Source organism: Flavobacterium sp. KKT103 (genome assembly GCF_055640565.1).
In genome coordinates, this window is sequence record NZ_CM145766.1 from 75,938 (window position 1) to 102,900 (window position 26,963).

Annotated in this window: 20 protein-coding genes; 11 read left to right on the plus strand and 9 right to left on the minus strand. The window is 35.7% G+C overall.

Annotated elements, in window-relative coordinates:
• The first annotated feature begins 15 nt into the window (after positions 1–15).
• Positions 16–438, plus strand: coding sequence for a hypothetical protein (locus tag ACZ2G0_RS00335; protein WP_470308504.1), 423 nt, complete (start codon positions 16–18; stop codon positions 436–438).
• A gap of 44 nt (positions 439–482) precedes the next feature.
• On the opposite strand, the gene hemL is transcribed toward ACZ2G0_RS00335, so the two are convergent.
• The 5 genes from hemL to ACZ2G0_RS00360 form a co-directional block, all read right to left on the minus strand.
• Positions 483–1,769, minus strand: a complete 1,287-nt coding sequence (hemL, locus tag ACZ2G0_RS00340) for a glutamate-1-semialdehyde 2,1-aminomutase (protein ID WP_470308505.1) — start codon at positions 1,767–1,769, stop codon at positions 483–485.
• Positions 1,770–1,795: 26 nt separating this feature from the next.
• The gene (locus ACZ2G0_RS00345) at positions 1,796–2,650 is read right to left on the minus strand and encodes a glucosaminidase domain-containing protein (RefSeq protein ID WP_470308506.1); all 855 of its coding nucleotides are present in this window, start codon (positions 2,648–2,650) and stop codon (positions 1,796–1,798) included.
• Positions 2,643–3,539 (minus strand): 1-aminocyclopropane-1-carboxylate deaminase/D-cysteine desulfhydrase, encoded by an 897-nt coding sequence (locus tag ACZ2G0_RS00350; protein ID WP_470308507.1) that lies wholly within the window; start codon positions 3,537–3,539, stop codon positions 2,643–2,645. The genes ACZ2G0_RS00345 and ACZ2G0_RS00350 overlap by 8 nt, the downstream gene beginning before the upstream one ends.
• Before the next feature lie 82 nt (positions 3,540–3,621).
• Positions 3,622–5,451, minus strand: coding sequence for a T9SS type A sorting domain-containing protein (locus tag ACZ2G0_RS00355; RefSeq protein ID WP_470308508.1), 1,830 nt, complete (start codon positions 5,449–5,451; stop codon positions 3,622–3,624).
• A 215-nt stretch (positions 5,452–5,666) separates the two neighbouring features.
• Positions 5,667–6,008 (minus strand): hypothetical protein, encoded by a 342-nt coding sequence (locus ACZ2G0_RS00360; protein ID WP_470309858.1) that lies wholly within the window; start codon positions 6,006–6,008, stop codon positions 5,667–5,669.
• Positions 6,009–6,215: 207 nt separating this feature from the next.
• On the opposite strand from ACZ2G0_RS00360, the gene ACZ2G0_RS00365 reads away from it, so the two are divergent.
• From ACZ2G0_RS00365 to ACZ2G0_RS00395, 7 genes are all read left to right on the plus strand, one after another.
• The gene (locus ACZ2G0_RS00365) at positions 6,216–10,958 is read left to right on the plus strand and encodes a DUF8202 domain-containing protein (protein ID WP_470308509.1); all 4,743 of its coding nucleotides are present in this window, start codon (positions 6,216–6,218) and stop codon (positions 10,956–10,958) included.
• A 216-nt stretch (positions 10,959–11,174) separates the two neighbouring features.
• Positions 11,175–11,351 (plus strand): DUF5522 domain-containing protein, encoded by a 177-nt coding sequence (locus ACZ2G0_RS00370; protein ID WP_470308510.1) that lies wholly within the window; start codon positions 11,175–11,177, stop codon positions 11,349–11,351.
• Positions 11,352–11,498: 147 nt separating this feature from the next.
• Entirely contained in the window at positions 11,499–13,481 is a 1,983-nt protein-coding gene (locus ACZ2G0_RS00375; RefSeq protein WP_470308511.1) for a urocanate hydratase, read from the plus strand.
• 105 nt (positions 13,482–13,586) lie between these two features.
• On the plus strand, positions 13,587–14,120 hold the full coding sequence (locus tag ACZ2G0_RS00380; protein WP_470308512.1) for a DUF4136 domain-containing protein: 534 nt from the start codon (positions 13,587–13,589) through the stop codon (positions 14,118–14,120).
• Between the two features lie 54 nt (positions 14,121–14,174).
• A complete protein-coding gene (locus tag ACZ2G0_RS00385; protein WP_470308513.1) occupies positions 14,175–14,582 on the plus strand; it encodes a group III truncated hemoglobin in 408 nt (135 codons plus the stop codon).
• Between the two features lie 5 nt (positions 14,583–14,587).
• Positions 14,588–15,718, plus strand: a complete 1,131-nt coding sequence (locus tag ACZ2G0_RS00390; protein WP_470308514.1) for an esterase-like activity of phytase family protein — start codon at positions 14,588–14,590, stop codon at positions 15,716–15,718.
• A 1,281-nt stretch (positions 15,719–16,999) separates the two neighbouring features.
• Complete coding sequence (locus ACZ2G0_RS00395) at positions 17,000–18,757, plus strand: aromatic amino acid hydroxylase (RefSeq protein WP_470308515.1); 1,758 nt, start codon at positions 17,000–17,002, stop codon at positions 18,755–18,757.
• Between the two features lie 706 nt (positions 18,758–19,463).
• On the opposite strand, the gene ACZ2G0_RS00400 is transcribed toward ACZ2G0_RS00395, so the two are convergent.
• The 4 genes from ACZ2G0_RS00400 to alaS form a co-directional block, all read right to left on the minus strand.
• Complete coding sequence (locus tag ACZ2G0_RS00400; protein WP_470308516.1) at positions 19,464–20,084, minus strand: DUF4230 domain-containing protein; 621 nt, start codon at positions 20,082–20,084, stop codon at positions 19,464–19,466.
• 2 nt (positions 20,085–20,086) lie between these two features.
• Positions 20,087–21,040: a GSCFA domain-containing protein gene (locus ACZ2G0_RS00405; RefSeq protein WP_470308517.1), complete on the minus strand. Its 954-nt coding sequence runs from the start codon at positions 21,038–21,040 to the stop codon at positions 20,087–20,089.
• 17 nt (positions 21,041–21,057) lie between these two features.
• Complete coding sequence (locus ACZ2G0_RS00410) at positions 21,058–21,834, minus strand: hypothetical protein (protein WP_470308518.1); 777 nt, start codon at positions 21,832–21,834, stop codon at positions 21,058–21,060.
• Positions 21,835–21,951: 117 nt separating this feature from the next.
• On the minus strand, positions 21,952–24,594 hold the full coding sequence (gene alaS, locus ACZ2G0_RS00415; protein ID WP_470308519.1) for an alanine--tRNA ligase: 2,643 nt from the start codon (positions 24,592–24,594) through the stop codon (positions 21,952–21,954).
• 340 nt (positions 24,595–24,934) lie between these two features.
• Between alaS and ACZ2G0_RS00420 the strand changes: the two genes are divergently transcribed.
• Genes ACZ2G0_RS00420 through ACZ2G0_RS00430 form a run of 3 tightly spaced genes read left to right on the plus strand, consistent with a single transcriptional unit; the run spans position 24,935 to position 26,943 of the window.
• Positions 24,935–25,912: a M23 family metallopeptidase gene (locus ACZ2G0_RS00420; protein ID WP_470308520.1), complete on the plus strand. Its 978-nt coding sequence runs from the start codon at positions 24,935–24,937 to the stop codon at positions 25,910–25,912.
• Positions 25,913–25,956: 44 nt separating this feature from the next.
• Positions 25,957–26,289 (plus strand): MerR family transcriptional regulator, encoded by a 333-nt coding sequence (locus ACZ2G0_RS00425; RefSeq protein WP_470308521.1) that lies wholly within the window; start codon positions 25,957–25,959, stop codon positions 26,287–26,289.
• Between the two features lie 60 nt (positions 26,290–26,349).
• Positions 26,350–26,943 carry a LemA family protein gene (locus ACZ2G0_RS00430; RefSeq protein WP_300288436.1) on the plus strand — a complete coding sequence of 198 codons (594 nt, stop codon included), beginning with the start codon at positions 26,350–26,352 and terminating at the stop codon, positions 26,941–26,943.
• Positions 26,944–26,963: the final 20 nt, after the last annotated feature.

The window sequence follows — 26,963 nt, forward strand, 5'->3', positions numbered from 1 at the left end:
CTTAAAAATTTAAACATGAAAAAATTATTTATTGTAGCATTAGCACTAGTTAGTATGGCTAGTTTTGCTCAAGACAAAAAAGATGGAACAAAGAGAGCTCAAAGAGCAAACATGGAGAAAATGACCCCGCAAGAGCGCAGCGCTAAAAGACTCGAAAAAATGACTGCAGATTTAAATCTTGATGCCAAACAACAAGAAAAAGTCAAACAACTTTTTGCTGAACAAGACGCCAGTAGAGAATCTCAAAAAGCAGAAATGAAAAAGAAGAGAGATCAAGCCAAAGCTAAAATGGGAGAGCAAAAGCAAAAAATGGATGATAAAATGACTGCCATTTTAACTCCAGAGCAATCAGCTAAATGGAAAGCAAACCAAGAGAAGATGAAAGATAAAATGCAAGAGCGACGCGGAAAAAGAAAAGGCGACGCAGGAATGGAATAATACAAAAAGAGCTTCGATTTATAATCGAAGCTCTTTTTTTTTACTTAAAGTGTTTGTGCTACTTTATGAGCCGCACTTATCGTGAAATCAAGATCTTCATAAGTCAATGCATCCGTTATAAACCAAGATTCATAAGCAGAAGGTGCGATATATACCCCAGCTTGAAGCATGCCATGGAAAAACTTTTTGAACGTATCATTATCTCCCTTTGCAGCTGATTTAAAATTAGTAACTGGACTTGCGTCAAAATGTACCGATATCATAGAACCGATTCTATTGATCGTAAAGTCTATGTTATTTTCTTTTAATACTTTTTCTAATCCAACATGCAAATAGGCTGTTTTAGCTGCTAAGCGTTCGAAAACTTCAGAATCTTCATTTAATGATTGCAACATAGTCAATCCAGCTGCCATTGCAAGCGGGTTACCTGATAACGTTCCTGCTTGATATACTGGACCTAATGGAGCCAGAAAATTCATTATTTCGTGTCGGGCAGCAAAAGCACCTACTGGCAAACCACCACCAATTACTTTACCAAAACAAACGATATCTGCATTTACATTTAATAGTTCTTGTACGCCTCCTTTAGCTAATCTAAAGCCTGTCATTACCTCATCAAAGATTAATAAAATACCGTTTTCCGTACATAAAGTTCGTAGTCCTTCAAGAAACCCTTCTTGAGGAGGAATGCAACCCATATTACCTGCAACAGGTTCCACAATAATAGCGGCAATTTCATTTTTATTTGCTTCGATTAATGCCTTTACATTATCCAAATCGTTGTACGTTGCTAGCAAAGTGTCTTTAGCAGTTCCTGCTGTTACACCGGGACTATTAGGCGAGCCAAAAGTTACTGCACCACTTCCTGCTTGAATCAAGAACGAATCAGAATGACCATGGTAACAACCGGCAAACTTTATGATTTTATCTTTATTTGTAAAACCACGAGCCAAACGTATTGCGCTCATGCAAGCCTCAGTACCTGAATTTACAAAACGTATTTTATCAATATTCGGAACCATTTCAACTGCTAATGCAGCAATTTGAGTTTCTAGCTCAGTAGGCATACCAAAAGAGGTTCCTAATTTCGCTTTTTCGATAACAGCTTGCACTACAGGCTCGAAAGCGTGCCCCAAAATCATTGGCCCCCATGAATTGATATAATCTAGTAAACGATTGCCATCAACATCATACAGGTAAGCCCCTTTAGCACTGGCTACAAATATGGGAGTTCCCCCTACCGCTTTGAATGCACGAACAGGAGAGTTTACTCCGCCTGGTATTACTTTTTCTGCTTCAGCAAATAGCTGACTACTTCTTTGATATAACATCTCTATTTTGTTATTGCTATTAAATATTACTTTACCATTAAAACTTGACCGATCGAAAGGGTATTTCCTGATAAATTATTCCTCTCTTTCAAATCATCAACTAATACATTGTACCTTTTAGATATGGAATACAACGTATCCCCTTTTTGAACTTCATGTACTAAATCATAATTATTTGTTCGATTTAAAGTACTATTTTGTGTCTTAGAAACATATTTAAGACCTAAAACCTTTGCGTCATATTGGGCTAAATCATATCTTTCGATATAGGAAATCAATTTCTCTGGGTATTTAGAATCTGTTGCGTATCCTGCTTTTCTCAAACCGTTAGCCCAAGATTCATAATCATCTTTAGGTAAAGAAAACAAACTTGCATACCTCGTTCGACCCGTTAGAAACAAAGCATGATCTTTATAAGATTCTCCTGCCTCATTGTATTTTCTAAAACATTCTTGGCTACTATCATCATCATGCTTCACCGTTTCTCCGTTCCAACCTACATGACATTTTATTCCAAAATGATTGTTAGCGCTTATTGCCAAATCACCTTTACCAGCACCCGATTCTAATATACCTTGTGCTAATATAATACTGGCAGGAATACCATAAGTTTTCATGTTGCTCATCGCTACATCTTTAAATTTTAGGACATAAATACTAATGAGATCATTTGTAACCACTGTCCTGGATGTGGACTCAATAACCTCCTCTACTGGTTTAGCATTTTTTTGATAAGGTGCTCTTCGCTCTTGAGCTGTAACTGTCCTTGATTTATTTCCATAACTCACTCCCTTTTTTTTAGTCGTCACTATGGGTGATTTGGTGGAATTGCAGCTAGCTAAGACTAACACAACGAAGAGTAGTAGTATTCTTTTAAACATTGACATTTATTGTTAATACGTTTTTACGACTTAATTTCTCATTCATACCCTGAATTCCTTGGAGTCCACCGGTATGAATCATCAAAATTTTTGACCCGGAAGGAAAGTAATTATTTGCTATTAAATCCAGTACACCATAAACCATTTTACCTGTATAAATTGGGTCAAGCAGAATTTGAGTGGTGCTAAAAAAATGATTCATAAAACCGATTAATTCTTCATTCACCTTACCATAGCCTCCAAAATTATAGTCTGAAATTAATTTCCAATTCTCATTTTGAGCAAAAATACGAATTTCATCGTTTAAAAAATCACCTTTTAGGGCAGGAAATCCTAAAACTTTCTGATGAGGATATGCACTATTAATAAGGCCCGAGATTGTCCCTCCAGTACCTATAGCACAACAAATAAAGTCAAAATCAGCATCTTGTTCTGTTAAAATTTCTTGACAGCCCTTAACAGCAAGTGCATTTGTCCCACCTTCTGGCACCAGATAAAAATCACCAAATTTAGAACGAAGGTCTTGGATAAATGATTCTTCACTTTTGAACCGATACGCTTCTCTAGAGACAAATTCAAACTGCATACCACAACTTTTCGCAAAGGATAAAGTTGGGTTCAAATCTTGTTGACTTCCTAACTCCTCTCCTCTTATTACACCAATGGTTTTAAAACCGTGCTGCTGTCCCGCGAATGCCACTGCTGCAATATGATTAGAAAATGCGCCGCCAAAAGTTAATAGAATTTCCTTTTTTTGTTCTTTTGCTTCAAGCAAATTATACTTTAGTTTTCTAAATTTATTACCCGATACAAAGGGGTGAATTAAATCTTCGCGCTTGATCTCAAGCGTTATATTATTTGGAAAAATTATTGGAATAGCTTGATTCAATTTTTTTTATACAAAGGTAAATGTATTATCATAAAAAAAATGCAATCTTTTCAGATTGCATTTTAACTATGTACCATTAATGTCAATTTTTTACTATTATTTTTTGACCTATTTCTGTTTTTTTCGTAGTTTCGAGCTTAACGATATAAATACCGTCACTTAGACCTGAAGTCGAAAAACTATAATTAGTATTAGATCCTAAAGCTGATTTGCTAAAAATTAACTTCCCTAAAATATCATAAACGTAACAGGATTTCAATTCTTTCTGTTGTGGATTGCTAATATTTAAGTTTTTGTTTGTATTATTCTGATACAGTACGAAATCCGATTTTTCTACTTCGGCAGTTCCAAGTGTTTTATCTGTTTTAAAGGTGATTTCAAATTGGGAGTTGTTGGTTCCTGCTGGTAGCTTAACTTCATGAAAACTGTTTTTGATATCATAATACGCATTGCTAATTTTATCATGTAAATAGATGTTATTTGCTCCAGTAAAATTAGTTATTTGTTTTACCGATAGTTTAAAACTTGCCTCTGCCGAATTTCTAAATCCAATAGCTATTTTTTTATTTTCATCAAAATTCAATGCATTTATTACAAATTCTTTTTTATCAATAATAAAGTAAACATCGGCTGGCACTTCATCACTAGAAACTGCATCCATTGCATGATCTACACCGTCTGTAGCTTGCGGCACAAACGCCAGCACTAATTGTCGTACGCCATGATCGTCAATTAAAGCGTTAAGTCTAATGTGTGAACTTTCTTGATTACTTACAGATGTGTAATTAAAACCCGAAACAGAAGGAATCTCGGCCATAAAGGCGCCTTTAGTATCTTGTGATTTTCCGGTGCTACTTTTATTAAACTGTGATTGACTTGCAGCTACTTCCTTAACAAATACCCTATAACTATTTTTCATTGATACGCTACCTGTAATAGTTCCTTCGATCATGAAACCTTGTCCAACTGGAGAAAATCGTCTTGAATAGTTTGCCCCTGCTCCTACCACAGCTACCTCATTACCTGAACCGTCATAAGAATAAAAGGTTGCTGGAGTGTACACTCCGTTTCCTAGACCACCTAACGGAGAAAAAGTCCCATAACCCCCTTTATAGTCTGCTATATAATGAGAATTAACCGTTTTATCTTGTTCCCAAAAATAGGCGATACCAGTAGTATTAATCGCATCTACTAAAAAAGCTGATAAATCTATGGCAGAAGGGTAAGGATTACCTGTTAGTACTAATTCCCCATTAGTAATAGGAATGTTTATTGTACCATCATTAGGCTTACCTCTAAAGTCATAACGCTGACTACTCCCTGCATTGTTTTGTACACCAGCTACGGTAGTTGTATTAACACCCGAGGTTCCCTTCATGGTAAAACCTTCGCCAGGATTCAAACTTGTTCCTGAACCTACATACACCCAATTTGTATTTGAGGAAGCAGGAAGTTTCCACACCCAATAGGGAGCAATAGCTAATGGGCTAGCGGTTCCATTGTAATTACTACTAGGCAAAATTGTTGCATTCGCACTTGTTGTAACAGTAACAACATCTTTTAATTGAGTGATCCCAAATGAAGAATTACCTGCAGTGGCAAGGGGAGCACCTACAGGTGAACACCAATAGTTATATTGAAAGTTGTTTACAGTTCCTTTTTGATAAAGAGACAAACTTCCCAATCCCTTGTTTGTTCCTGCTCCTGTCGTTCCTTGTAACAACTGTGCTTCTTCTCTTAGATAAAAATTACTTGTAGTTGCGTTTAACTCCAGTTCGTTCTTTATGAAAACGGGAATGTTTTTAGCATAAACATAACTGTCTGCACTCACAAACATTTGCGCCTGAACAGATACTTGGCAGCAAATCATAGCCACCACGAAAAAAATCGGACATAGTATTTTTGTTTTCATAAGCTTGACAATTGAAATTATATAAAAATTGATATTTAAATCGTTATTTATCTAAAACAAAAATACAAAAAAAAATAATTACAAACAGTACAAAAAACAGATTAAATACTAAAAACATCGATTAAATACATATTTTAATCAAAAGATTAACTTTTTACTTACAAATTTATAAGCACCTAAAAATAGTCTTTACCAATCTAAAACCCACAACCATTTTATTTCGTAAATAAATCTTTAAGAAAAGCAGTAAATGCCCACAATGATCTTTTGTTCAAGTAAGTAAAATCATTTTCAAAAAAATAGGCTTCTCGCTCAAAGGAAATATTGCGATAAGCTCGGTTTGAATTTTTGTAATGGATTAATTTCAATAGAAACTCTAATCCATACCAAATAAAAAAAGGAAAAATTAATAATTCTAATTGTTGTCTAATATGGATTCTTTCGTGATTAATTAAAATAGTATTCGCCTTATCACTCTTATATTTTAAAACTATAAAAGGGAATAAAGTGATACTTCGATAGCCATTTGGAACGAGGTATTTGGAAACAATTAACAACATGAAGTAGAATTTTAATATTGAAAATGATTTGGTAATTTTTGAAGGACAATCATAATAGATTTTAATACAAAGTTAAGCAATAAGGTCCATACCAAAAGAAAGATTTATTCAAAGGGAAAATTAATAAAGAAAATATAGAGGAGTAACAACAGTGATTAGAGCCCTTTTAATATCATACTAAAACAACATTATTACAAACAAAACATGACTAAAAAACTACCTACTATTTATCGTTTTCTTTATACTTTAATTGCCGTTTTTATTGCAACAGTTTCAACAGCCCAATCGCACACTATTGTTTACGAAAACTTTGATGCCACGAACGGAGGTTGGACTTCAAGTACTACAGCATTATCTGCAGGGTCTTGGATTTACAATGCTAATCCTATACTTGGTGAAGGTAGTTATTGGAGCATTAATCCTTTCAATAATTATAGTAATAATGCTAGTACTAGATTAACAAGTCCTACGTACTCAACAACTGGTTTTTCTAATGTAACTTTTTACATCGATATTAGGTTTAAAACGGAAGCAGGTAATGATGGAATGAACATCGAATATACAACTGATGCTTCAGGTTTGTCAGGCTGGACTCGACTTGGAAACGTTGGCCAAGGCAATAATTGGTATAATGACAATGATGTAGATGGAATAGGAAACAATATTCACGGATGGTCAGGTCAAAATATTGAAACAGATGCAAGCCCTTCAAAATTTATCGAAGCATCAATTTCAGCCACAAGCGTACCAATTTTAAACAACACAAGCAACCTTAGATTTAGAATAACTTTTGGTTCAGACAATAGAAATACGGATAGTGGAGTAGCTATTGATAATGTGATCATAAAGGGTGATTTTATAATAACTCAACCTAACCCAACTCAAGGTCCAGGAAGTATAAATAGCAACCTTAAGCTGTGGCTAAAAGCTAACACTGGGACAAGTACTACAGTGAATAACAGCCCCCTAATAAATTGGAGAGATCAAGCATTAGACAATGATGGTAAAGGATACGGATCGTTTGCTCCACGATTTAGAAATGATGTAGCGAGAAATATAAATTTTAATCCTGTTGTTGATTTTTCCAGAGCGGCAAGTAATGTGCTTAAAGGTAAAGGTGGCTACTGGTCACAGGATTACTACATTGTAGTCAAAACAAATACCCCCTCAGATAAGACAATTTCAAATTCTCAAAGTCTTATTTCAGGTCGAATTACAACTGATAATTTTAGCCAAGACGGAACTGGTTTAGGCCTAGGACGTATTTCGTCTCGCTTTAATGGAAATAATTTAATATCTCATATGATAGGCTCCTATAATTCAGCAGGACAACCTCAGTCAACGGACTCCTATGGGCGATCGTATGCTCCCACCTCAGCAGTCAATACAACGAGTGAAAACGTTATGATTTTAAATGTAAAATCTAATAGTAACGGTTCTGAAATATACCTAAATGGTAAAAAAATAGATAATCATATTGCCACAACGGGAACATCAGGAACAGGAACACCGTTAAACTTCTCTAACTTTAACAACTCCGTCTTTCAGCTTGGTGTTGGTAGATTTACCCTAAATGGCTTTCTTGCAAATGGAAGCGTATTTAACACTTATTTAGACGGTCGTGTGACCGAAGTTATCAGCTATTCTACTCCAAGAGCAGCAATTGATCAGCAAAAAATACAATCCTATCTCGCTATAAAAAATGGCGTTACTATGCACGCTAGCAATAGCAACACTTCAGACGATTTAAATGATGTAAATTATATTGACAGTGCTGGAAACACGTTTTGGAATAATATTACTAATAATGGCTACAATTTTGACATAGCTGGTATTGGCCGAGACGACAACTCTCAATTAAATCAAAAACAATCAAAAACTGAAAACTTAGTAGGAGATATAACTATCGGCTTAGGTGATTTGTTTGACATTAATTCTAATAATTCTAATAATTTCACTGCTGATAAGCGATTTCTTGTATGGGGTAACAATCATGGAACATTGGATGCGCAAGATGCAGTAATTCTAAATTTAAGTTCTGGAATAACACCCGCAATAGTGAACACCGACGTTAGTTTTATTTCTGTTGGTAGAACTTGGAAGCTTGTAGAAACAGGTGGTGATGTCCCTCTAGTAAAAGTATCCCTGCCAAAATCCATGCTAAATAATACGATAAGTGGCTCAGGAGATTTTCTGATGTTTATATCAAATACTCCCAATTTTGATGCTACAGCTGAGTACAGAATCATGAAGACAAATGGTTCTAATCTAGAAGCGAGCTATGACTTTAATGGTACAAAATACATAACTTTTGGTTTTGCACCTGACAAAACGTTCGAAAGAGCTATAAAATTTAATGGTAGTACGAATTATTTAGACGCTGGCGATGTTTTAAACTTAAGTAACTCTTTTACAGTTTCGGCTTGGGTAATAAGAAACAACACAAACCAAACTATACTTTCTAAAAGAAACAGTGCTTTTACTCAAGGATACGACTTAAAAATAAATTCAGCAGGAAAAGCTGAAATGAGTTGGTTTGTTGGGTCATCTAAAAAAACGATCGTTTCAAACGCAATAATACCAACAGGTATATGGCATAATATTGGAATTACTTTTAACGGCACTACTGCAAAAATGTACATTGATGGAGTAAATTCCATTAGTATTAATTTGTCAGGAGTCCCTACTCCAACAACAAATTCCTTCCTAATAGCGGCGGCAGATGGAACTAATCCTTCTTCCTACTTTAACGGATCTATTGATGAAGTTAGAATGTGGAATGTCGCACTTACTGATACACAATTCAGATATATCATGAATCAAGAAATCAAAAGTAATGCAAATCAATCAAATGGAGTCGTGCTTCCTAACGACATAACGATGAACGACATAAAAGGAATCCCATGGACCAATTTAACTGCCTATTATCCTATGTCAATCTTTAATTATGCTACTGTGAAGGACGTTTCATTGAATAATATTCCAGCAGCAATTAAAAATATAAAAACAGTTGACCGGCAAACAGCACCCTTGCCATACGAATCACAAAATAACGGCTTATGGCAAAATGCAGCAACATGGCTAAATAATACAGTTCAAGATTTACCAAACAGTATATCAATAGAAGACCCATCAAAAACTATCGATTGGAACATAGTGAAAATCACACACGATATTGTTTCTCAAGGTAACAAAACACTTTTAGGACTTTTTGTAGGTGTGGGTACTGGCTCTAAATTAACTGCAACTACAGTAAGTGGAGCACAAACTGACGGAACTAAAATAGAAGTATCACACTACCTTAAATTAGATAGTAAAATTGACCTAGTAGGAAGATCTCAATTAGTACAAAAACTGGGAAGTGATTTAGATATTACGAGTTCCGGTACTTTAGAGAGGGATCAACAAGGACAGTCTAGCAAATACAATTATAATTACTGGAGTTCACCAGTTGGATCTATCAGTACCACCGCAAATAATACACCGTTTACGATAGGTGGAGTATTGAGAGATGGTACAAATCCAGCAGCTCCTGCAATCATTAATTGGGTTGGAGGTTTTGACGGTGCTCCCACTACTCCCATTAGTCTGGCGAGATTCTGGGTCTATAAATTTGATAATTCAGGTAACAATATTGCTAACTTTTCTAGAATAAGTGAAACTGGAACTTTGCAAGCTGGAAAAGGCTTTACACTAAAAGGCAGTGGTGCTTCAAGTGCAAATCAAAACCTAACATTTGTGGGAAAACCTAATAACGGGACAATCTCAAATACAGTAGGTGCAGACCAACTGTTACTAGCTGGGAATCCGTACCCTTCAGCGCTTGATGCTGACAAATTTATAAATGATAATATTAACACAATAGCAAATACGAATTCTAATCCTTCTATTGATGGAACTTTATATTTCTGGGAACAATACAACACTAATCCTAACCACGTTTTACGAGATTACCAAGGTGGTTATGCAATTAGAAATTTATCTGGTGGTGTTGCACCAAGCTCAATTGGTGTTGATTTCATAAGTGGTAGAGGAACAACAAGTAAAGCAGCACCCAATCAGTTTATACCAGTAGGACAGGGATTCTTTGTCTTTGGAAAATTAGGAACAACTGGAAATGTTATCTTCAACAATAGCCAGAGAGATTTTCATAAAGAAGATGAAGCTGGTGTTTCGCAAATTACTTATAAAACTGCTTCCAAATCAAAATCTACTTCCAATTCGCATTGGACAGATGAAAGCAACAATCCATTGAAAAAAGATGACCATAAAAAAGTATTACTAGCATTTAATTCCTATAATGAAAATTTCCACAGGCAAGCACTTTTAGCCTTTTTGAATGAACAAGCTAATAGCGAACTAAATGATGGTTATGATGCTTTTAATATTGATGAATCACCAACCGATATGTACCTTTTAAATGGCGAAAATGAACTAGCTATTCAAGGTGAAGGATTCTATGACGAAAACCAAGTATATCCAATTGGTATTCGTAAAGAAGTCGCTGGTAAAATTTCATTCGCTTTAGATGAGATTAAAAATTTCGAACCAGGTCAACCCTTCTTTATTTTGGATAAACTAACCAATACCTATAACTCAATTGTTGACAAAGTATACGAAGTAGAGGTGCCGGTTGGCAAAATTAATGATCGTTTCTTCCTAACATTCAAAGATGATTCAAAACCAAAAACAACTGCAGTCTCAACGGGAATTAGTGTTGATGAACCAGTTATGATCTTGACAAATAAAGAGATAAAGGTTATATCAAAAGAGAGTAAAATACAAAAAATTGATGTATTTGATATTTTAGGTAAAAAAGTAGATGGCTATAAAAAAGTAGATAACTTCTCTATTATTTTATATTCATTGCCTAAAACTAACAGTGCTTATATTGTTAAAATCACACTGCAAAATAATGAAGTAGTAACTAAAAAAATAGTGTACTAACATTAAGAATTTAAATTACTAAACCACTCCTAGCCGAGTGGTTTTTTTTTTGAACTAATTCCTTACTTAAAACTTTAACTATTGATATATTTGAAATTAAATTAAATCTAACAAGTCAAATTAATTAAAATGAATAGCTTTGTCCTGCTATGTAATTATGAATCTGATTCGTTTACACAAAAATCAACATAGTAGCGGTACTTTATTAAAATCATTATGCTTAATACAGACAATCAATCAAACCTGCAAGAAGGAGAAGATTTTTACTATACACCCGAAGGGTACAAGTGCTTTACCGAAAAGCACCATTTAAAAAGAGGGTATTGCTGCAAAAGTGGCTGCCGTCATTGTCCTTATGGCTTTGACAAAAAAACGGGGACTATTAAAAAATAAATTTGTAAAATGGATATTTGCACACAAAATTTTAGGATTACGATCTTCAAATCCTATCATCGTTCGGATATTCGTTATCCATAGTGATTTGTTGGCTAGTTAGTACTGAATAAACAAGGCAACTATTTAACAAATACACATTTTAAAATGACTTTTAAAGAGCAAATCCAGCAAGGAATACCTTCAAAATTACCACAACCAAAACCCTTTGACGATACAATCAATCACGCACCAAAACGGAAAGATATTTTATCCGCAGAGGAGAAAAAGCTAGCGCTTCGCAATGCTTTACGCTACTTTGACGCAAAACATCATGCTGAATTAGTACCTGAATTTAAGGAAGAACTGGCTACTTACGGCCGAATCTATATGTATCGCTTGCGACCTGATTATGAAATGCGTGCCCGTTCCATAGAGGAATATCCCGGAAAATGCGAACAAGCAAAAGCCATAATGTTGATGATTCAAAACAATCTCGATTATGCTGTTGCTCAACATCCTCATGAACTAATTACATATGGAGGTAATGGTTCTGTTTTTCAAAACTGGGCTCAGTACTTATTAACCATGCAGTATTTGTCTGAAATGACCGAAGACCAAACTTTAACAATGTACTCAGGTCATCCGATGGGTTTATTTCCTTCTCATAAAGAAGCACCAAGAGTAGTTGTCACAAACGGAATGGTCATACCTAATTATTCGCAACCTGATGATTATGAAAAGATGAATGCCCTTGGCGTTTCTCAATATGGGCAAATGACTGCCGGAAGCTATATGTATATCGGACCTCAAGGAATTGTTCATGGCACAACAATCACCGTTTTAAATGGCTTCAGAAAAATAAAAAAAGCTCCTCAAGGAGGTTTATTCGTAACCTCAGGTCTAGGAGGAATGAGTGGAGCACAACCTAAAGCAGGTAATATTGCAGGCTGCATCACCGTCTGCGCTGAAGTAAATCCCAAAATCACCCATATTCGTCATAGTCAAGGTTGGATAAACGAAGTCATTGAAGATATAGATCAATTGGTGAGCAGAGTGGCTTTGGCGAAAGCCAATAATGAGGTGGTTTCATTAGCTTATTTGGGAAATATCGTGGATGTTTGGGAAAAATTTGATCAGGAAAATATTCAGATCGATTTAGGAAGTGATCAAAGTTCGCTTCATAATCCTTGGGCCGGAGGTTACTATCCCGTTGGTATTTCTTTCGAAGAAGCAAATAGTATGATGGCTGAAAACCCAGAATTATTCAAACAAAAGGTGCAAGAAACATTACGCCGACATACCGATGCCATTAATAACCATACTGCAAAGGGAACTTATTTTTTTGACTACGGTAATGCTTTTTTATTGGAAGCTTCACGTGCAGGCGCAAAAATTATGGCCGAAAATAATATTGATTTCAAATATCCTAGTTACGTTCAGGACATCATGGGACCGATGTGCTTCGACTACGGCTTTGGTCCTTTTCGATGGGTTTGCGCTTCAGGAAAACCAGAAGATTTACAAAAAACAGATCAGATTGCATGCGAAGTTTTAGAGGAAATGGCCAAAACAGCACCCACTGAAATTCAGCAACAAATGCAAGACAATATAAAATGGATCAAAGGTGCTCAAGAAAACAACTTAGTTGTTGGTTCGCAGGCTCGAATTTTATATGCTGATGCAGAGGGACGTGTAAAAATTGCTGAAGCTTTTAATCAGGCTATTGCCAAAGGGGAAATCGGCACGGTCATATTAGGCCGCGATCATCACGATGTATCCGGCACCGATTCTCCTTACAGAGAAACATCTAATATTTATGATGGATCTCGCTTTACTGCTGATATGGCGATACAAAACGTGATTGGAGATAGTTTCCGTGGTGCTACTTGGGTTTCAATTCACAATGGTGGAGGTGTAGGTTGGGGAGAGGTCATTAACGGTGGTTTTGGTATGGTTCTTGATGGCACTAAAGAAGCATCAAAGCGCTTAGCCTCAATGCTTTTCTGGGATGTGAACAACGGAATTTCCAGAAGAAGTTGGGCGCGCAATGAAGGAGCCATTTTTGCAATAAAAAGAGCTATGGAGTTACAGCCGTTATTAAAAGTAACTATTCCAAACCTTGTAGATGATAGCTTAATCAATAGTTAATTTCGACGTTAAAGTTTAAATGTTTTTGTTTTGAAAAAATTTAAATTTTTACCTTAGAGTAACTTTTAATTCTAGAACATTTTTAAAAACATAAATACCCAAACCATGAAAACAATTAAACTCTTACCCGTTTTGCTTTTATTTGTCTTAGGCTCATGTAGCTCTATTCAAGTAAATTCTGATTTTGATAAAAATATTGATTTTAAACAATATAAAACCTACGCTTTCCACAAAAACGGAATTGACAAAGTGGAGATTTCACAATTAGATAAAAAGAGAATTTTGCGCGCTATTGATGCCGAATTAAGCAACAAAGGGATGACCAAAAGTGATAATCCTGATCTGTTAATAAATATTTTTACCAAAGAGAGAGAAAAAGTAAGTGTCAACCAATTCAATGCAGGTTGGGGATACGGTTGGGGTTGGGGATGGAATCCTTATATGTGGGGAGGCCAACAAACGATCGCGACTTCCAACACAGAGGGTACACTTTTTATTGACCTAATCGATGCCAAAAAGCAAGAACTAATTTGGCAAGGAGAAGGTGTTGGCTATCTTACTAAAAACCAAGCCGAAAAGGAGAATCGAATTAACGAATTTGTTGCTAAAATAATGGCACAATTTCCTCCACAATCCTAAAAATAATTATCAAAAAATGGCCTACCTTTGTGTAGGCTTTTTTTATACGGCATCATGACAGCAAAAACAGATATTTCTACTCTCGAGGACATCAAATCAATAGTGGATTCCTTTTACACTACAGTTCAAAAAGACCCTTTTATTGGCCCTGTTTTTAACGAAAAAATAGGAGATCGTTGGCCAGAACATCTTGAAAAAATGTATCGGTTTTGGCAAACGATATTACTAGAAGTTCACACCTACTCCGGTAGTCCGTTTCCTCCACACAAACATTTACCAGTAAATAAAGAGCATTTTGACCGTTGGATGGAAATTTTTATTGCAACAGTAGATCGTTTATATACAGGTCCTATCGCCGACGAGGCAAAAATGCGTGCCAAAAACATGGCCGACATGTTCCATTACAAAATCAACTACTTTAGAGATTCGGCACAAAACGGCGATCTTTTAAATCTAAAATAAATGCTATGCGCACAGCACCATATCTCGCCCTTTTATTCCTTATTTTAACTTCTTGTTCTACTGTAAAAGTAGCAAACACCAACAAGACTAACCCTACTCTAAAATTCATTAATAGCATTGAAATTCCATTCAATCAAGAATTCAAAAATAGTGTTATTGGTGGCTTATCAAGTATTGATTATGATTCTAAAAATGATCTATACTATTTCATTTGCGATGATCGGTCTGTTTACAATGATGCTAGATTTTACACTGCCAAAATCAAACTCGAAGCCGATACCATACACAACATAAATTTTGAAAATGTAGTTAGCCTAAAAAATGCCAAGGGCGCAACCTACAGCAATTGGGAAAAATATCCTGACAGCTCTATAGACCCGGAGGAAATGCGCTACAATCCAAAAACTAAATCAGTAGTTTGGAGCAGCGAAGGTGCACGCGTGATTGCGAAAGATTTTGCTGTTATTCAAAACCCGTCCTTACAAACGGCATCACTAACAGGTAGTTTTGTAAACGACTTTAGCTTACCTGCCAACCTCAACATGCAAAGAGAAGAAAAAGGCCCACGAAGCAATGGTGTCCTAGAAGGAATTACTTTTAGTAGTGACTTTAAAAGCATTTATACCAATGTAGAAGAACCATTATACGAAGATGGCGATCAGGCAACAACGGCCAAAGGCGGCCCTATTAGAATTTACCTTTTTGATTCCAAATCCACCCAAAATACGGCACAATATGCCTACCTATTGGATCCAATTGCTCATGAGCCAAATCCTAAAACTGCTTTCGCTGTAAACGGAGTATCCACGATGCAGTACTACGATAAAAACCAACTTTTAATTGTGGAACGCTCTTACTCCGTAGGACGACAAGCATGTACCATAAAGGTATATTTGTGTGATTTTACTGCCGCTACGAATGTAAAAAACATTGCTTCTCTTAAAAACGATACTGTAAATCTAGCCTCCAAAAAGCTTATTCTGAATATGGATGATTTAGGTATTTTTATCGACAATATTGAGGGAATCACCTTTGGTCCCAAACTCGCCAATGGTAAACAATCGATACTATTCGTGTCGGATAACAATTTTTCGGATAAACAAAAAACCCAAATATTACTTTTCGAAGTTAATTAACCAAGATAAACTACCTATTGCCCATTAGTCATTGCGAGGAACGAAGCAATCTTAGTGCGTATGTCCTATTTCACCCCTTTACAAAAGGCTAAATCATTGACTAAAAACAAACGATTTTCGATTAGATTCTTCCTTCGTCAGAATGACAAATGGCTAGGGACTTTTTGCAAGTATTTTGAATGATAACCAACCTGCTTTTTAATCCAATCCAGCATGAAATAAACCATCACCAATCCACCCACCAAGTCATTGCGAGGAACGAAGCAATCTTAGTGCGAATGTCCTTAATCAACTACTTAACAAGAGTCTAAATTATTTATAAAACACAATACAAACCATTTTCGACTAGATTCTTCCTTCGTCAGAATGACAAAAGGCAAGGGACTTATTACGATTAATCTGATTGATAATCATTGTCCATTTTACTCCAATCAAACACGAAACTAACTCTCACCAATCCACCCAGTAGTCATTGCGAGGAACGAAGCAATCTTAGTGCGTATGTCCTATTTCATACCTTTACAAGAGGCCAAATCATTTACTAAAAAAATAAAAACCAATTTTGATTAGATTTTTCCTTCGTCAGAATGACAAATGGCTAGGGACTTTTTGCAAGTAATTTGAATAATAACCAATTTACTCCAAGCAAGCATGAAACAAACTCTCAACAATCCACCCACCAAGTCATTGCGAGGAACGAAGCAATCCTAGTGCGTATGTCCTATTTCATCCCTTTACAAGAGGCCAAATCATTTACTAAAAAAATACAAACCAATTTCGATTAGATTCTTCCTTCGTCAGAATGACAAATGGCTAGGGACTTATTACGATTAATCTGATTGATAATCATTGTCCATTTTACTCCAATCAAACACGAAACTAACTCTCACCAATCCACCCACCCAGTCATTGCGAGGAACGAAGCAATCTTAGTGCGTATGTCCTATTTCACCCCCTTTACAAAAGGCTAAATCATTGACTAAAAACAAACCATTTTCGATTAGATTCTTCCTTCGTCAGAATGACAAATAGATAGGAACGTTAAAAAAATAATTTGAATACTACATTTTCAATTTAAGCACTTCTGCCCTAGCCCCGATTGAAATGGAAAGCTTTTTGTAACGGCCGTTGTTTTGTTTTTTCCTGTTGTGGCAGAGCGACCAAAGGAAGCTCCTGCCCCAACTTTGGAAAAACCAACGGCCGTACAAAAACTTGCAATGAAAAGCGGGAAATGGCTTCTAGAATTCGTACTTTTGTATCTTAAACTACAACGTTTTCGATATGAATGCAACAATTGAAAGTAATCCCTTATTAGACCGATTACCAAAACATTTAAAGCAATTTATTAAAGCTCAAGACTATAGCGATTACACGCCGATCAATCAAGCGGTTTGGCGCTATGTGATGCGTAAAAATGTAGATTATCTTTCGCAAGTGGCGCACAGTTCGTACTTGGAAGGTTTGAAAAAAACCGGAATTGAGGTAGATAACATTCCGAGTATGTATGGAATGAACCGAATTTTAACCGAAATTGGTTGGGCTGCTGTAGCTGTGGATGGATTTATTCCGCCTAATGCTTTTATGGAGTTTCAAGCTTATAACGTGTTAGTTATCGCATCAGATATTCGTCAACTTGAACATATTGAATACACGCCTGCTCCCGATATTATTCACGAAGGTGCCGGTCACGCTCCTATTATTGCTAATCCTGAATATGCTGAATATTTACGCCGTTTTGGAGAAATAGGCTGCAAGGCGATTTCGTCTAGCAAGGATTACGAAATGTACGAAGCGATCCGACTTTTATCAATTGTAAAAGAGGCTGAAGGAACACCGCAAACTACGATTGATGCTGCCGAAAAAGCGGTTGAAGACTTACAAAACAACATGGGAGAGTTGTCAGAAATGGCACAAATACGCAACCTACACTGGTGGACTGTCGAATATGGTTTGATAGGAACAGTAGAAAATCCCAAGATTTATGGTGCGGGATTATTGTCATCGATAGGTGAAAGTGCTTACTGCATGACAGACAAAGTAACTAAAATTCCTTATGACATATCAGCTGCTTACCAAAGTTTTGACATCACAAAACTACAACCACAATTGTACGTCACACCTACTTTTGCATACTTAAACTTAGTTTTAGAAGAATTTGCCAATAAAATGGCATTGCGCACGGGAGGATTGTCAGGGATTGAAAAGCTAATTAATTCGGCTGCTCTAGGAACCGTTGAGTTGAGTACAGGCTTGCAAATTTCAGGTGTTTTTACCAACGTGATTGCGCAGGACGGCAAACCTATTTACGTGCAAACAACAGGAAAAACAGCATTAGCTTACCGCGAAAAAGAATTAGTTGGTCACGGAACATTGACTCATCCTGATGGTTTTGGTAGTCCAATTGGAAAATTAGAAGGCATCAACTTGGCCATCGAAGACATGAGTCCGAAGGACTTAAATGCTTACGATATTCTAGAATCTAAAACTGTAAAACTAGAATTTGAAGGAGGAATCATCGTTGAAGGTGAAATTGTAACAGGATCAAGAAACTTACAAGGAGAAATTATCCTAATCCGTTTTAAAAACTGTACGGTAACTCATGGAGACACTATTTTGTTTCAACCAGACTGGGGCGTTTATGATATGGCAGTAGGTAAAAAAGTAGTTTCGGCTTTCTCGGGTCCAGCTGATGTAAACAGCTTTGACTTGATTACGCACATGCCTTCAAGTACAACCATTAAAGCACAACAAACAGCTGAACGTGACGATTTAGAAATTTTATACCAGTCGGTTAGACTCATTAGAAATTCTAAAGACAATACAGCTGACTTAAGCACGATATTTGAAAGTGTACAGCAAAACCACCCAAAAGATTGGTTACTTTCGGTAGAAATAGCTGAGCTATTGAAGGAGCGCAACGATTCGCTATTATTAGATAAAGTATTGAAGTACTTGGAGCAACAAAAAACAAAAAGACCCGAAGTGGCTCATCTGATCGCTGGGGGCTTGGACTTAATTTTTGAGAAAGCAACGGCCTAAAAGATTAATTTCACACACTATTTGAAGAACTTAATTAAATGAGACTTTTATATAAAAACCGCAAATTCATACTATTTATAGATTGAGTTTGCGGTTTTTGCATTAAAAATTAATTCGTTATAACTGACTGAAAAGCAGTAATTTATCCTTGTTTCAGAATAAGTGAGCATGGTAAAATAGGATAACATTATTCCTGTAGATTTTTTGTATCTTACTAACAATGGTTTCGAAGAGAAAAGAATATTGTAAAACATGACCGCAAATTCGCAAATTATTCTTGTAGACTATGCGCCTTTTGCATAGAATAATATTAAAGAAAAAGAATACTATGAAAATTGACCGCAAATTCGCAAATTATTCTTGTAGACTATGTGCCTGTTGCATAGAATGGTTTCGAAGTAAAGAGAATATTATAAACGTGACCGCTAATTCGCAAATTATTCTTGTAGACTATGTGCCTCTTGCATAGAATAATATTAAAGAAAAAGAATACTGTGGAAATTGACCGCGAATTCGTGAATTATTCTTGTAGACTATGTGCCTGTTGCAAAGAATAACTTGGAGCCCGAAAAAGCTACTGAGGAAAGATCACGCAAATCAGGAGATTAACCTGAAAGCTTTTGCTGTCTTATTTTTAGATTGTCAATACCTAAATTGAGCTATTTACAAGTTGTGAATTACGGTAAAAAAATAGTTATTTCAATGCTTACAACTTGATTTGCTTACCAAGTTCTGAATCACTTTGAATCACTTTACCATCGTATTTCAATACCCAACCCAAATTTTTTGTTGTAATCAATAATTGCGACAATTCGCTAATTAATCTATTTTGAGCGTTTGATTTTAGTGTAGATTTTTGAATCTTTTTTGCTAAACTAGCTTTAACCGAAGCATTGATTTTATTATAATCATCGCCCGTGAACGGGTTCAGCTTACTTTGTTCAACATCATAAAATTTAATATCAGGACTGATTTTGATCTCTTCTTTTGGAATGTATAGTATTGAAATGGTTTTATTCGCCTCATCAATATCGTATTTCATTTGGTGTAAATCATAAGCCACCGTAACATCTGCATTGACAACTACCAAGGCTTTTTTATCAAAAGAAACGATTCCCATTAAGTACTTTTCTTGGTTTTTATAGGTGATCACTTCAGAGAAATGCCCTTCGGTAACGATTAGCTTTCCTACGTTCAGAATTTGCTGTTGAATTAGTCCAGCACCATCTATCGATGTCGAATCATCAGATTTTTTAAAATCGCAAAATTTAAACAACAACACTATTGTTCCTATTAAACCTGCAAATATCAAGAGTCGCTTTAACATATTTAAAATTTCATGTGTGAATAAAGAGAAGTCAATTTACTAATTTTATTTTGCAAATTGGCTTCAAATTTTTGATGACTTTCTGATTGTGGATTGAACGATCGGTGCTGCAAGGACTTTTGAATAGTTGTTACCTCCTTCATTGTATCATTGGTCTTTTCGGCAATTGTTGATTCCACAAATCGTTCCCAAATATAGTCAATTGCAACCGTATTTGGATGCAGCATATCTTCATTATAAAACCGATAATCCCGTAGCTCATCCATCATAATTTCATAACTAGGAAAGTAATTGCTTTTTGCTATTCCTTCAGCTTCAATTGCTGCATGAAGCGCACTAATTAAATGTGACTTGCTTAGTTGATTTTCAACAAAACCGTCTTTAATGTGCCGCACAGGGGAAACTGTAAATACAAAACTTATAGTAGGATTTATTGTTTTAATAAGATGAATGGTGTTTCTAATACTCTCTTGAATTGTTGCAATTGATAGCAACTCCTTCCTAAATTCTCTTTGAGGTACTTTATGGCAATTAGCCACAATTGAATTAGTAGCATTGGAGCGATAGACCCAAGCTGTGCCATAGGTAATAATACAATGGGATGCCTGCGTTACATAAAGTCTAGTGGCATCTAGTAATTGATTGATGCTTGCTAAAAGAGTCTCTTTATCAAGGCTTGAAAGTTCTGAATGAACTTCAAAACAATGCCAGCGTTCATTATGAAAGAAAACATCTTCCTCAGTGAAATACTTATTTACTACAACCCGACTTACTAATTTTTCAATTGAAACAGGGTTGAAGATGATCCCAAATGGATTACAAAAATTTTGAAACTGGAAGTATTGCAACTTGGAAGCCATATTTTCGGCAAAGCAAGAACCCAAAGACACCACTTTAGAATTATAGTCAATTGGATAACTACTTTTAGAAATGGGTATTTGGGTTCTAAATTGCATTATAAATCTAATTTGATTTATTCGTAAAAATATTCTGTTTTTAAATAACCAGCGTTATTTGTTGCGTTTTCGGTAATTTGCTCGGTTGGATAACCCTCTTCATCGTATTTGAATACTCTTTTATGAAATTTTGCAGATGACATAACCTGATCATCTTTGGTGTTTGTAGTGCTATTTTCGACCACACTAATCAGACTGTTATTTAGAGAAAAAAGTTCGAACTGAAGCAATAGTTTATCAAATCCGATTACATTATGAAAAGGATTTTTCTTCGAATCGTACTCATAACTTACGTCCTCTTTACTGATTACATCAGCTGGAGTCGTATCTAATATTCTACTATCCTTCATTAAATTACCATTAGCAAAACTTAGTACGCCATGAAATTTTTTAGTTTGTTTCTCAGTAGCATCTACAGAAAATCCTTGATAAAGAACTGTTTTATCTGATTCATGTGTAAAGTTAACAACTAAACCATCAGATGACTTCAAAGAAACTAGCTTACCTTTCTCATATATATAGTCAGTTGTAAGTTTAGATTGATCGCTTTTTGTAGTAGTTTCTATTTTACTAACCAATCCATCATTATAACTATACTCAATATGTAATTTGCTATTATCTGAACTTACAATCTCATCACCTTTGTACGTGAACAAAGTTGTTGTTTTACTACTGTCCTCAGCTGTCTCGATTATTTTTGTCACTAATTTAGAGGAACCGCTTTTATCATTTGCGCAGGAGCAAAGAAGAACCAATAGGACAGCCAAAAACCAAAATTTATTTATATTTTTCATTTACTAGTCTGTTTATATACTTAATAGAACCTTTGAGATAACACAAAAATCTAACTTATAGTGTCCAAAGTTACAAATTCCATGCCTATTATTTTTAAACTTCTGCTAATTCCTACTTTATTTCACAAAATCAACTGCTTTCGCAAGTGCTTCTGTAATACCTGCAGCATTTTTCCCTCCTGCTGTTGCAAAGAAAGGCTGCCCACCTCCACCACCTTGGATGAATTTACCAAGTTCACGAACTACGTGACCTGCGTTCCAATTTTTGTCGGCAACTAACTCTTTAGAAATATAGCATGAAAGCATCGGTTTTCCTTCTTCGGCTGTAGCCAAAACTAAAAACACGTTTGTTCCTAAGGTTCCCAATTCATAAGCCAAATCTTTTGCTCCTTCTGGATTTAAATCGACTTGCTTTGCTAAAAATTGTACGCCATTTATTTCTTGAATTTCTTTGACCAAATCACCTTTCATGTTCTTCGCTTTGTCTTTCAACATCGCTTCTAACTGTTTCTTTAACTTGGCATTATCTTCCTGCAAAGATGTAACTGCCTTTAAAATATCTTGAGGATTTTTTAGAGAAAGTTTTATTTCTGATAGCAACTCCTCTTGATTTGCAAAATGCTTTTTAACTGCATCGCCTGTAATCGCTTCGATACGACGGATACCTGCTGCCACAGCTCCTTCAGAGACTATTTTAAAAGACCAAATATCGCCCGTATTATTCACATGGATTCCTCCACATAATTCCATACTATCTCCAAATTTAATAGCACGAACATTGTCACCATATTTTTCACCAAATAAAGCCATAGCGCCTTCGTCTAAAGCTTGCTGAATTGGGATGTTTCGTCTTTCGATTAACGGTAACTGCTCTTGAATTCGAGCATTGACGAAATCCTCTACTTGCTGTAATTCTTCATCCGTTACTTTAGAGAAATGCGAAAAGTCAAAACGCAAATTAGTAGGATTAACTAAGGACCCTTTTTGCTCAACATGTGTACCTAAAACAGTACGTAATGCCAGGTGCATTAAATGCGTAGCAGAGTGATTTTTAGAGGACAATCCTCTTAAGTCAGTATTGACTTTAGCAATAAAACTAGCATTTACATTTTCGGGTAATTGCTTTGTAAAATGTAAAATCAGGTTGTTTTCTTTCTTTGTATCTAAAATTTCGATTGTTTCATTTGCAGAAACTAAAATTCCTTTGTCTCCCACTTGTCCACCTCCTTCAGGGTAAAATGGTGTTGCATCTAAAACAATCTGATACAAAACTCCATCTTTTTTAGAGTCGACTTTACGAATACGCGTAATTTTCACTTCGTTTTCTACTTGGTCATAACCTACGAATGTTTCGGTATTGCCTTCAACCAGAATTTTCCAGTCATCGGTAGACACTTCTGAAGCGGCACGAGAACGTGATTTTTGTTCTTGCATGGCTTTATCAAAACCAGCTTCGTCCAAACTAAAACCTCTTTCTCTCAAGATTAAGGCTGTTAAATCGATTGGAAAACCAAAAGTATCGTAAAGTTCGAATGCTTTAGCACCGTTTACCTCTTTACCAGAAGTTTCAGCGATTACTTTGTCTAACAATTGTAATCCTTGATCTAAAGTTCTCAAGAAAGAAGCTTCTTCTTCACGAATTACATTAGTGACTAATGTTTGTTGTTTTTTAATTTCAGGGAAAAATTCGCCCATTTGATCTGCTAACACAGCTACCAATTCAAAGATAAACGGCTCTTTAGTGTCCAAAAATGTAAAACCGTAACGAATAGCACGACGTAAAATACGACGAATTACATATCCTGCTCCCGTGTTTGAGGGTAATTGTCCGTCAGCAATAGCAAAAGCTACAGCACGAACGTGATCTACAATCACACGGATAGCGATATTCGTTTTGTTTTGAGCTTCTTCACTATCGCTCAGAATGACATCGTTAGTCGTGTATTTAAATCCTGTGATTTGTTCCACCTTAGTGATTAGCGGTGTAAAAACATCCGTATCATAATTAGAAGTCACATTTTGCATAGCCATACACAAACGCTCAAAACCCATCCCGGTATCAACGTGTTGTGCTGGTAATTTTTCAAGTGAACCATCGGCTTTACGGTTGAACTCCATGAAAACGTTGTTCCAAATTTCAACTACTTGTGGATGATCTGCGTTAACGAGGCTAAAACCCGGTACAGCCGCTCGCTCGGCGTCTGATCGTAAATCGATGTGGATTTCTGAACAAGGTCCGCAAGGTCCTTGGTCGCCCATTTCCCAAAAGTTATCTTTTTTATTTCCAAGAATAATACGGTCTTCGGGAACAAATTGTTTCCAAATATCAAATGCTTCTTGATCAAAAGGCACGTTTTCGGCTTCGTTTCCTTCAAAAACAGAAACATACAAACGGTTTTTATCTAACTTCAAAACATCAGTCAAAAACTCCCAAGCCCAAGGAATAGCTTCTTTTTTGAAATAATCACCAAAAGACCAGTTTCCTAACATTTCAAACATGGTATGGTGATAGGTATCAAAACCTACATCTTCTAAATCATTATGTTTTCCTGAAACACGAAGACATTTTTGGGTATCGGTAACACGATTACTTTTAGGAACGGCATTTCCTAAAAAATATTCTTTGAACTGAGCCATCCCTGAGTTGTTAAACATCAAGGTTGGATCATCTTTAAGCACTATTGGTGCCGATGGAACAATAAGGTGCCCTTTGCTTTCAAAGAATTGTAAATACGCTTTTCGAATGTCTTGTGATTTCATTTTTTTTATTTAAACATTTAAATATTCAAAAATTGAAAGATTATTTAGAATTGATTTTTTCAATCTTTCAATCATTCAATCTTTTAATTTCTATTGCCCCAGATGGTAGTGGAAAGCTTCGAGAATAGGGACTTTATTTTTTCTTGAAGCGGCAGAGCGACCAGAGGAAGCTCCTGCGGGTTCATTAGAAAAAAAAAGAGTACCTATCGAGAACTTGAAACGTACAGCTGGATAAGGCCTTAATTATTTTATTGCGAAAAAGGAGTGCTACGAGTGAAACATTTCTTAAATTTGTTCAACTAACCTTTTAACGAGGCACAAAAATAGGGTATTTTAAAACATGGCGAAAGTAAAATATTATTACGATTCTGAAAATCTGGCTTATCGCAAAATCAAGGTTAAAAAAAGAAAGAAATTTGGCTTTGTAATCTTGTTTTTAATAGCCTCATCGCTCTTTGGGCTTTTGAGTTTTGTAGTACTGTTAAACACTCCCTACTTTGAAACTCCAAAAGACCGACTTTTGGCACGTGAAATCGCCAACCTGAAACTGAATTATGCTGTTTTGGATAGAAAAGTGGAGCAATTGGATGTAGTGATAGAAGCAATTGAGGAGCGCGATAATAATTTATACCGAACCTATTTTAATACGGCGCCCATTCCTGAGGAGGAGCGGAAATCAGGTTTTGCAGATGTGAATCGATATAAGGAATTGGAGGGATATGACAACTCGAAATTGGTCATAACTACAACTAAAAAGGTGGATATATTGACAAAGGAGCTCGCTATACAATCTAAATCGCTGGACGCTATTTTAAAATTAGCCAAAGAAAAAAACAAATTACTGTCAGCCATTCCTGCCATTCAGCCGGTACGAAATGAAAATTTGAAACACATGGCATCTGGTTTTGGATATAGAACTGATCCATTTACAAAAGCAAGGAAAATGCATGAGGGTATGGACTTTACAGCAAAACAAGGCACTCCCATTTTTGCTACTGGTGACGGTGTAGTTGACGAGGCAAATAATAGAGCATCCGGTTATGGGAATCATATTGTGATTAGGCATGGTTATGGATACGAAACATTATACGCTCATTTAAGTAAATACAATTGCAAGCCGGGACAACGAATTAAACGGGGCGACATTATAGGTTACGTAGGAAGTACCGGGAGATCAGAGGCGCCTCATTTACATTATGAAGTGCATAAAAATGGCAAAGTAGTCAATCCTTTGAATTTTTATTACGGAAACATTTCTGCTGTAGAGTATATCGCGATATCAAAACAAGCCAATCAAGAAAATCAATCATTAGACTAATACTAGTTTATCCAAATTGATTTCAAAATAATAAAATATTTAAAATGCACATTGAACTTTCTAAAGATAAAAGGTATTACAGTATTGGCGAAGTCGCTAAGGCTTTTAATGTGAACGCATCGTTGATTCGGTTTTGGGATAGTGAATTTGATATCCTTAAGCCAAAGAAAAATGCTAAAGGAAACCGAATGTTTACTCCAGAAGATGTAAAAAATCTCCAACTTATTTTTCACTTAGTAAAAGAAAGAGGTTTTACACTTGAAGGAGCAAAAACACACTTGAAAGAGGGACAAAAGAAAACCTTGGATAAGTTCGACATTATCAGCAAGCTTGAAGCTATAAAAATGCAATTGCTGAATATTAAAAATGAATTGTAATAAAGAAAATTATAACAATCAAACTCAAAACAAATAACAAACATTAAATTAAACAAAATCATGAATTTTAAAAAATTTTTACCTTGGATTATTGTAGCTGTTGTTCTAATAGGAATCTATAGCTGGGTTAAAGGAATCAACAACACCGCTGTTGAACTTAATCAAAACATAGAGCAATCATGGGGAGATGTTCAAACGGCTTACCAAAGACGTAATGACCTTATTGGAAACTTAGTCAATACGGTTAAAGGAGCTGCTGAATTTGAAAAAAGCACACTTACTGCAGTTATTGAAGCGCGTGCTAAAGCAACCCAAGTAACCATTGACCCTACCAACATTACAGCAGACCAACTAGCGCAGTTTAATCAAGCGCAAAGCGGTGTGAGCAGTTCGCTATCTCGCTTACTAGTTTCAGTAGAGCGTTATCCTGATTTAAAAGCAAATGAAAACTTTTTAAAATTACAAGACGAATTAGCGAGTACTGAAAATCAAATTTTAACGGCTAGAACTCGTTTTAATGAAGCGGTAAAACCATACAACACACACATCAAAACGTTTCCAAACAGCATCTTTGCAGGAATGTTTGGCTTCCAAGAAAAAGCATACTTTAATGCAGTTGAAGGCGCTGACAAGCCTGTAGAAGTAAAATTCTAACTGACTAAAAACATTACACC

Bases quoted from the DNA above. Each gene is read 5' to 3' on its own strand.
- ACZ2G0_RS00335 (WP_470308504.1), top strand. From the start codon at position 16: ATGAAAAAATTATTTATTGTAGCATTAGCACTAGTTAGTATGGCTAGT.
- hemL (WP_470308505.1), bottom strand. From the start codon at position 1,769: ATGTTATATCAAAGAAGTAGTCAGCTATTTGCTGAAGCAGAAAAAGTA.
- ACZ2G0_RS00345 (WP_470308506.1), bottom strand. From the start codon at position 2,650: ATGTTTAAAAGAATACTACTACTCTTCGTTGTGTTAGTCTTAGCTAGC.
- ACZ2G0_RS00355 (WP_470308508.1), bottom strand. From the start codon at position 5,451: ATGAAAACAAAAATACTATGTCCGATTTTTTTCGTGGTGGCTATGATT.
- ACZ2G0_RS00365 (WP_470308509.1), top strand. From the start codon at position 6,216: ATGACTAAAAAACTACCTACTATTTATCGTTTTCTTTATACTTTAATT.
- ACZ2G0_RS00370 (WP_470308510.1), top strand. From the start codon at position 11,175: ATGCTTAATACAGACAATCAATCAAACCTGCAAGAAGGAGAAGATTTT.
- ACZ2G0_RS00375 (WP_470308511.1), top strand. From the start codon at position 11,499: ATGACTTTTAAAGAGCAAATCCAGCAAGGAATACCTTCAAAATTACCA.
- ACZ2G0_RS00380 (WP_470308512.1), top strand. From the start codon at position 13,587: ATGAAAACAATTAAACTCTTACCCGTTTTGCTTTTATTTGTCTTAGGC.
- ACZ2G0_RS00385 (WP_470308513.1), top strand. From the start codon at position 14,175: ATGACAGCAAAAACAGATATTTCTACTCTCGAGGACATCAAATCAATA.
- ACZ2G0_RS00390 (WP_470308514.1), top strand. From the start codon at position 14,588: ATGCGCACAGCACCATATCTCGCCCTTTTATTCCTTATTTTAACTTCT.
- ACZ2G0_RS00395 (WP_470308515.1), top strand. From the start codon at position 17,000: ATGAATGCAACAATTGAAAGTAATCCCTTATTAGACCGATTACCAAAA.
- ACZ2G0_RS00400 (WP_470308516.1), bottom strand. From the start codon at position 20,084: ATGTTAAAGCGACTCTTGATATTTGCAGGTTTAATAGGAACAATAGTG.
- ACZ2G0_RS00405 (WP_470308517.1), bottom strand. From the start codon at position 21,040: ATGCAATTTAGAACCCAAATACCCATTTCTAAAAGTAGTTATCCAATT.
- ACZ2G0_RS00410 (WP_470308518.1), bottom strand. From the start codon at position 21,834: ATGAAAAATATAAATAAATTTTGGTTTTTGGCTGTCCTATTGGTTCTT.
- alaS (WP_470308519.1), bottom strand. From the start codon at position 24,594: ATGAAATCACAAGACATTCGAAAAGCGTATTTACAATTCTTTGAAAGC.
- ACZ2G0_RS00420 (WP_470308520.1), top strand. From the start codon at position 24,935: ATGGCGAAAGTAAAATATTATTACGATTCTGAAAATCTGGCTTATCGC.
- ACZ2G0_RS00425 (WP_470308521.1), top strand. From the start codon at position 25,957: ATGCACATTGAACTTTCTAAAGATAAAAGGTATTACAGTATTGGCGAA.
- ACZ2G0_RS00430 (WP_300288436.1), top strand. From the start codon at position 26,350: ATGAATTTTAAAAAATTTTTACCTTGGATTATTGTAGCTGTTGTTCTA.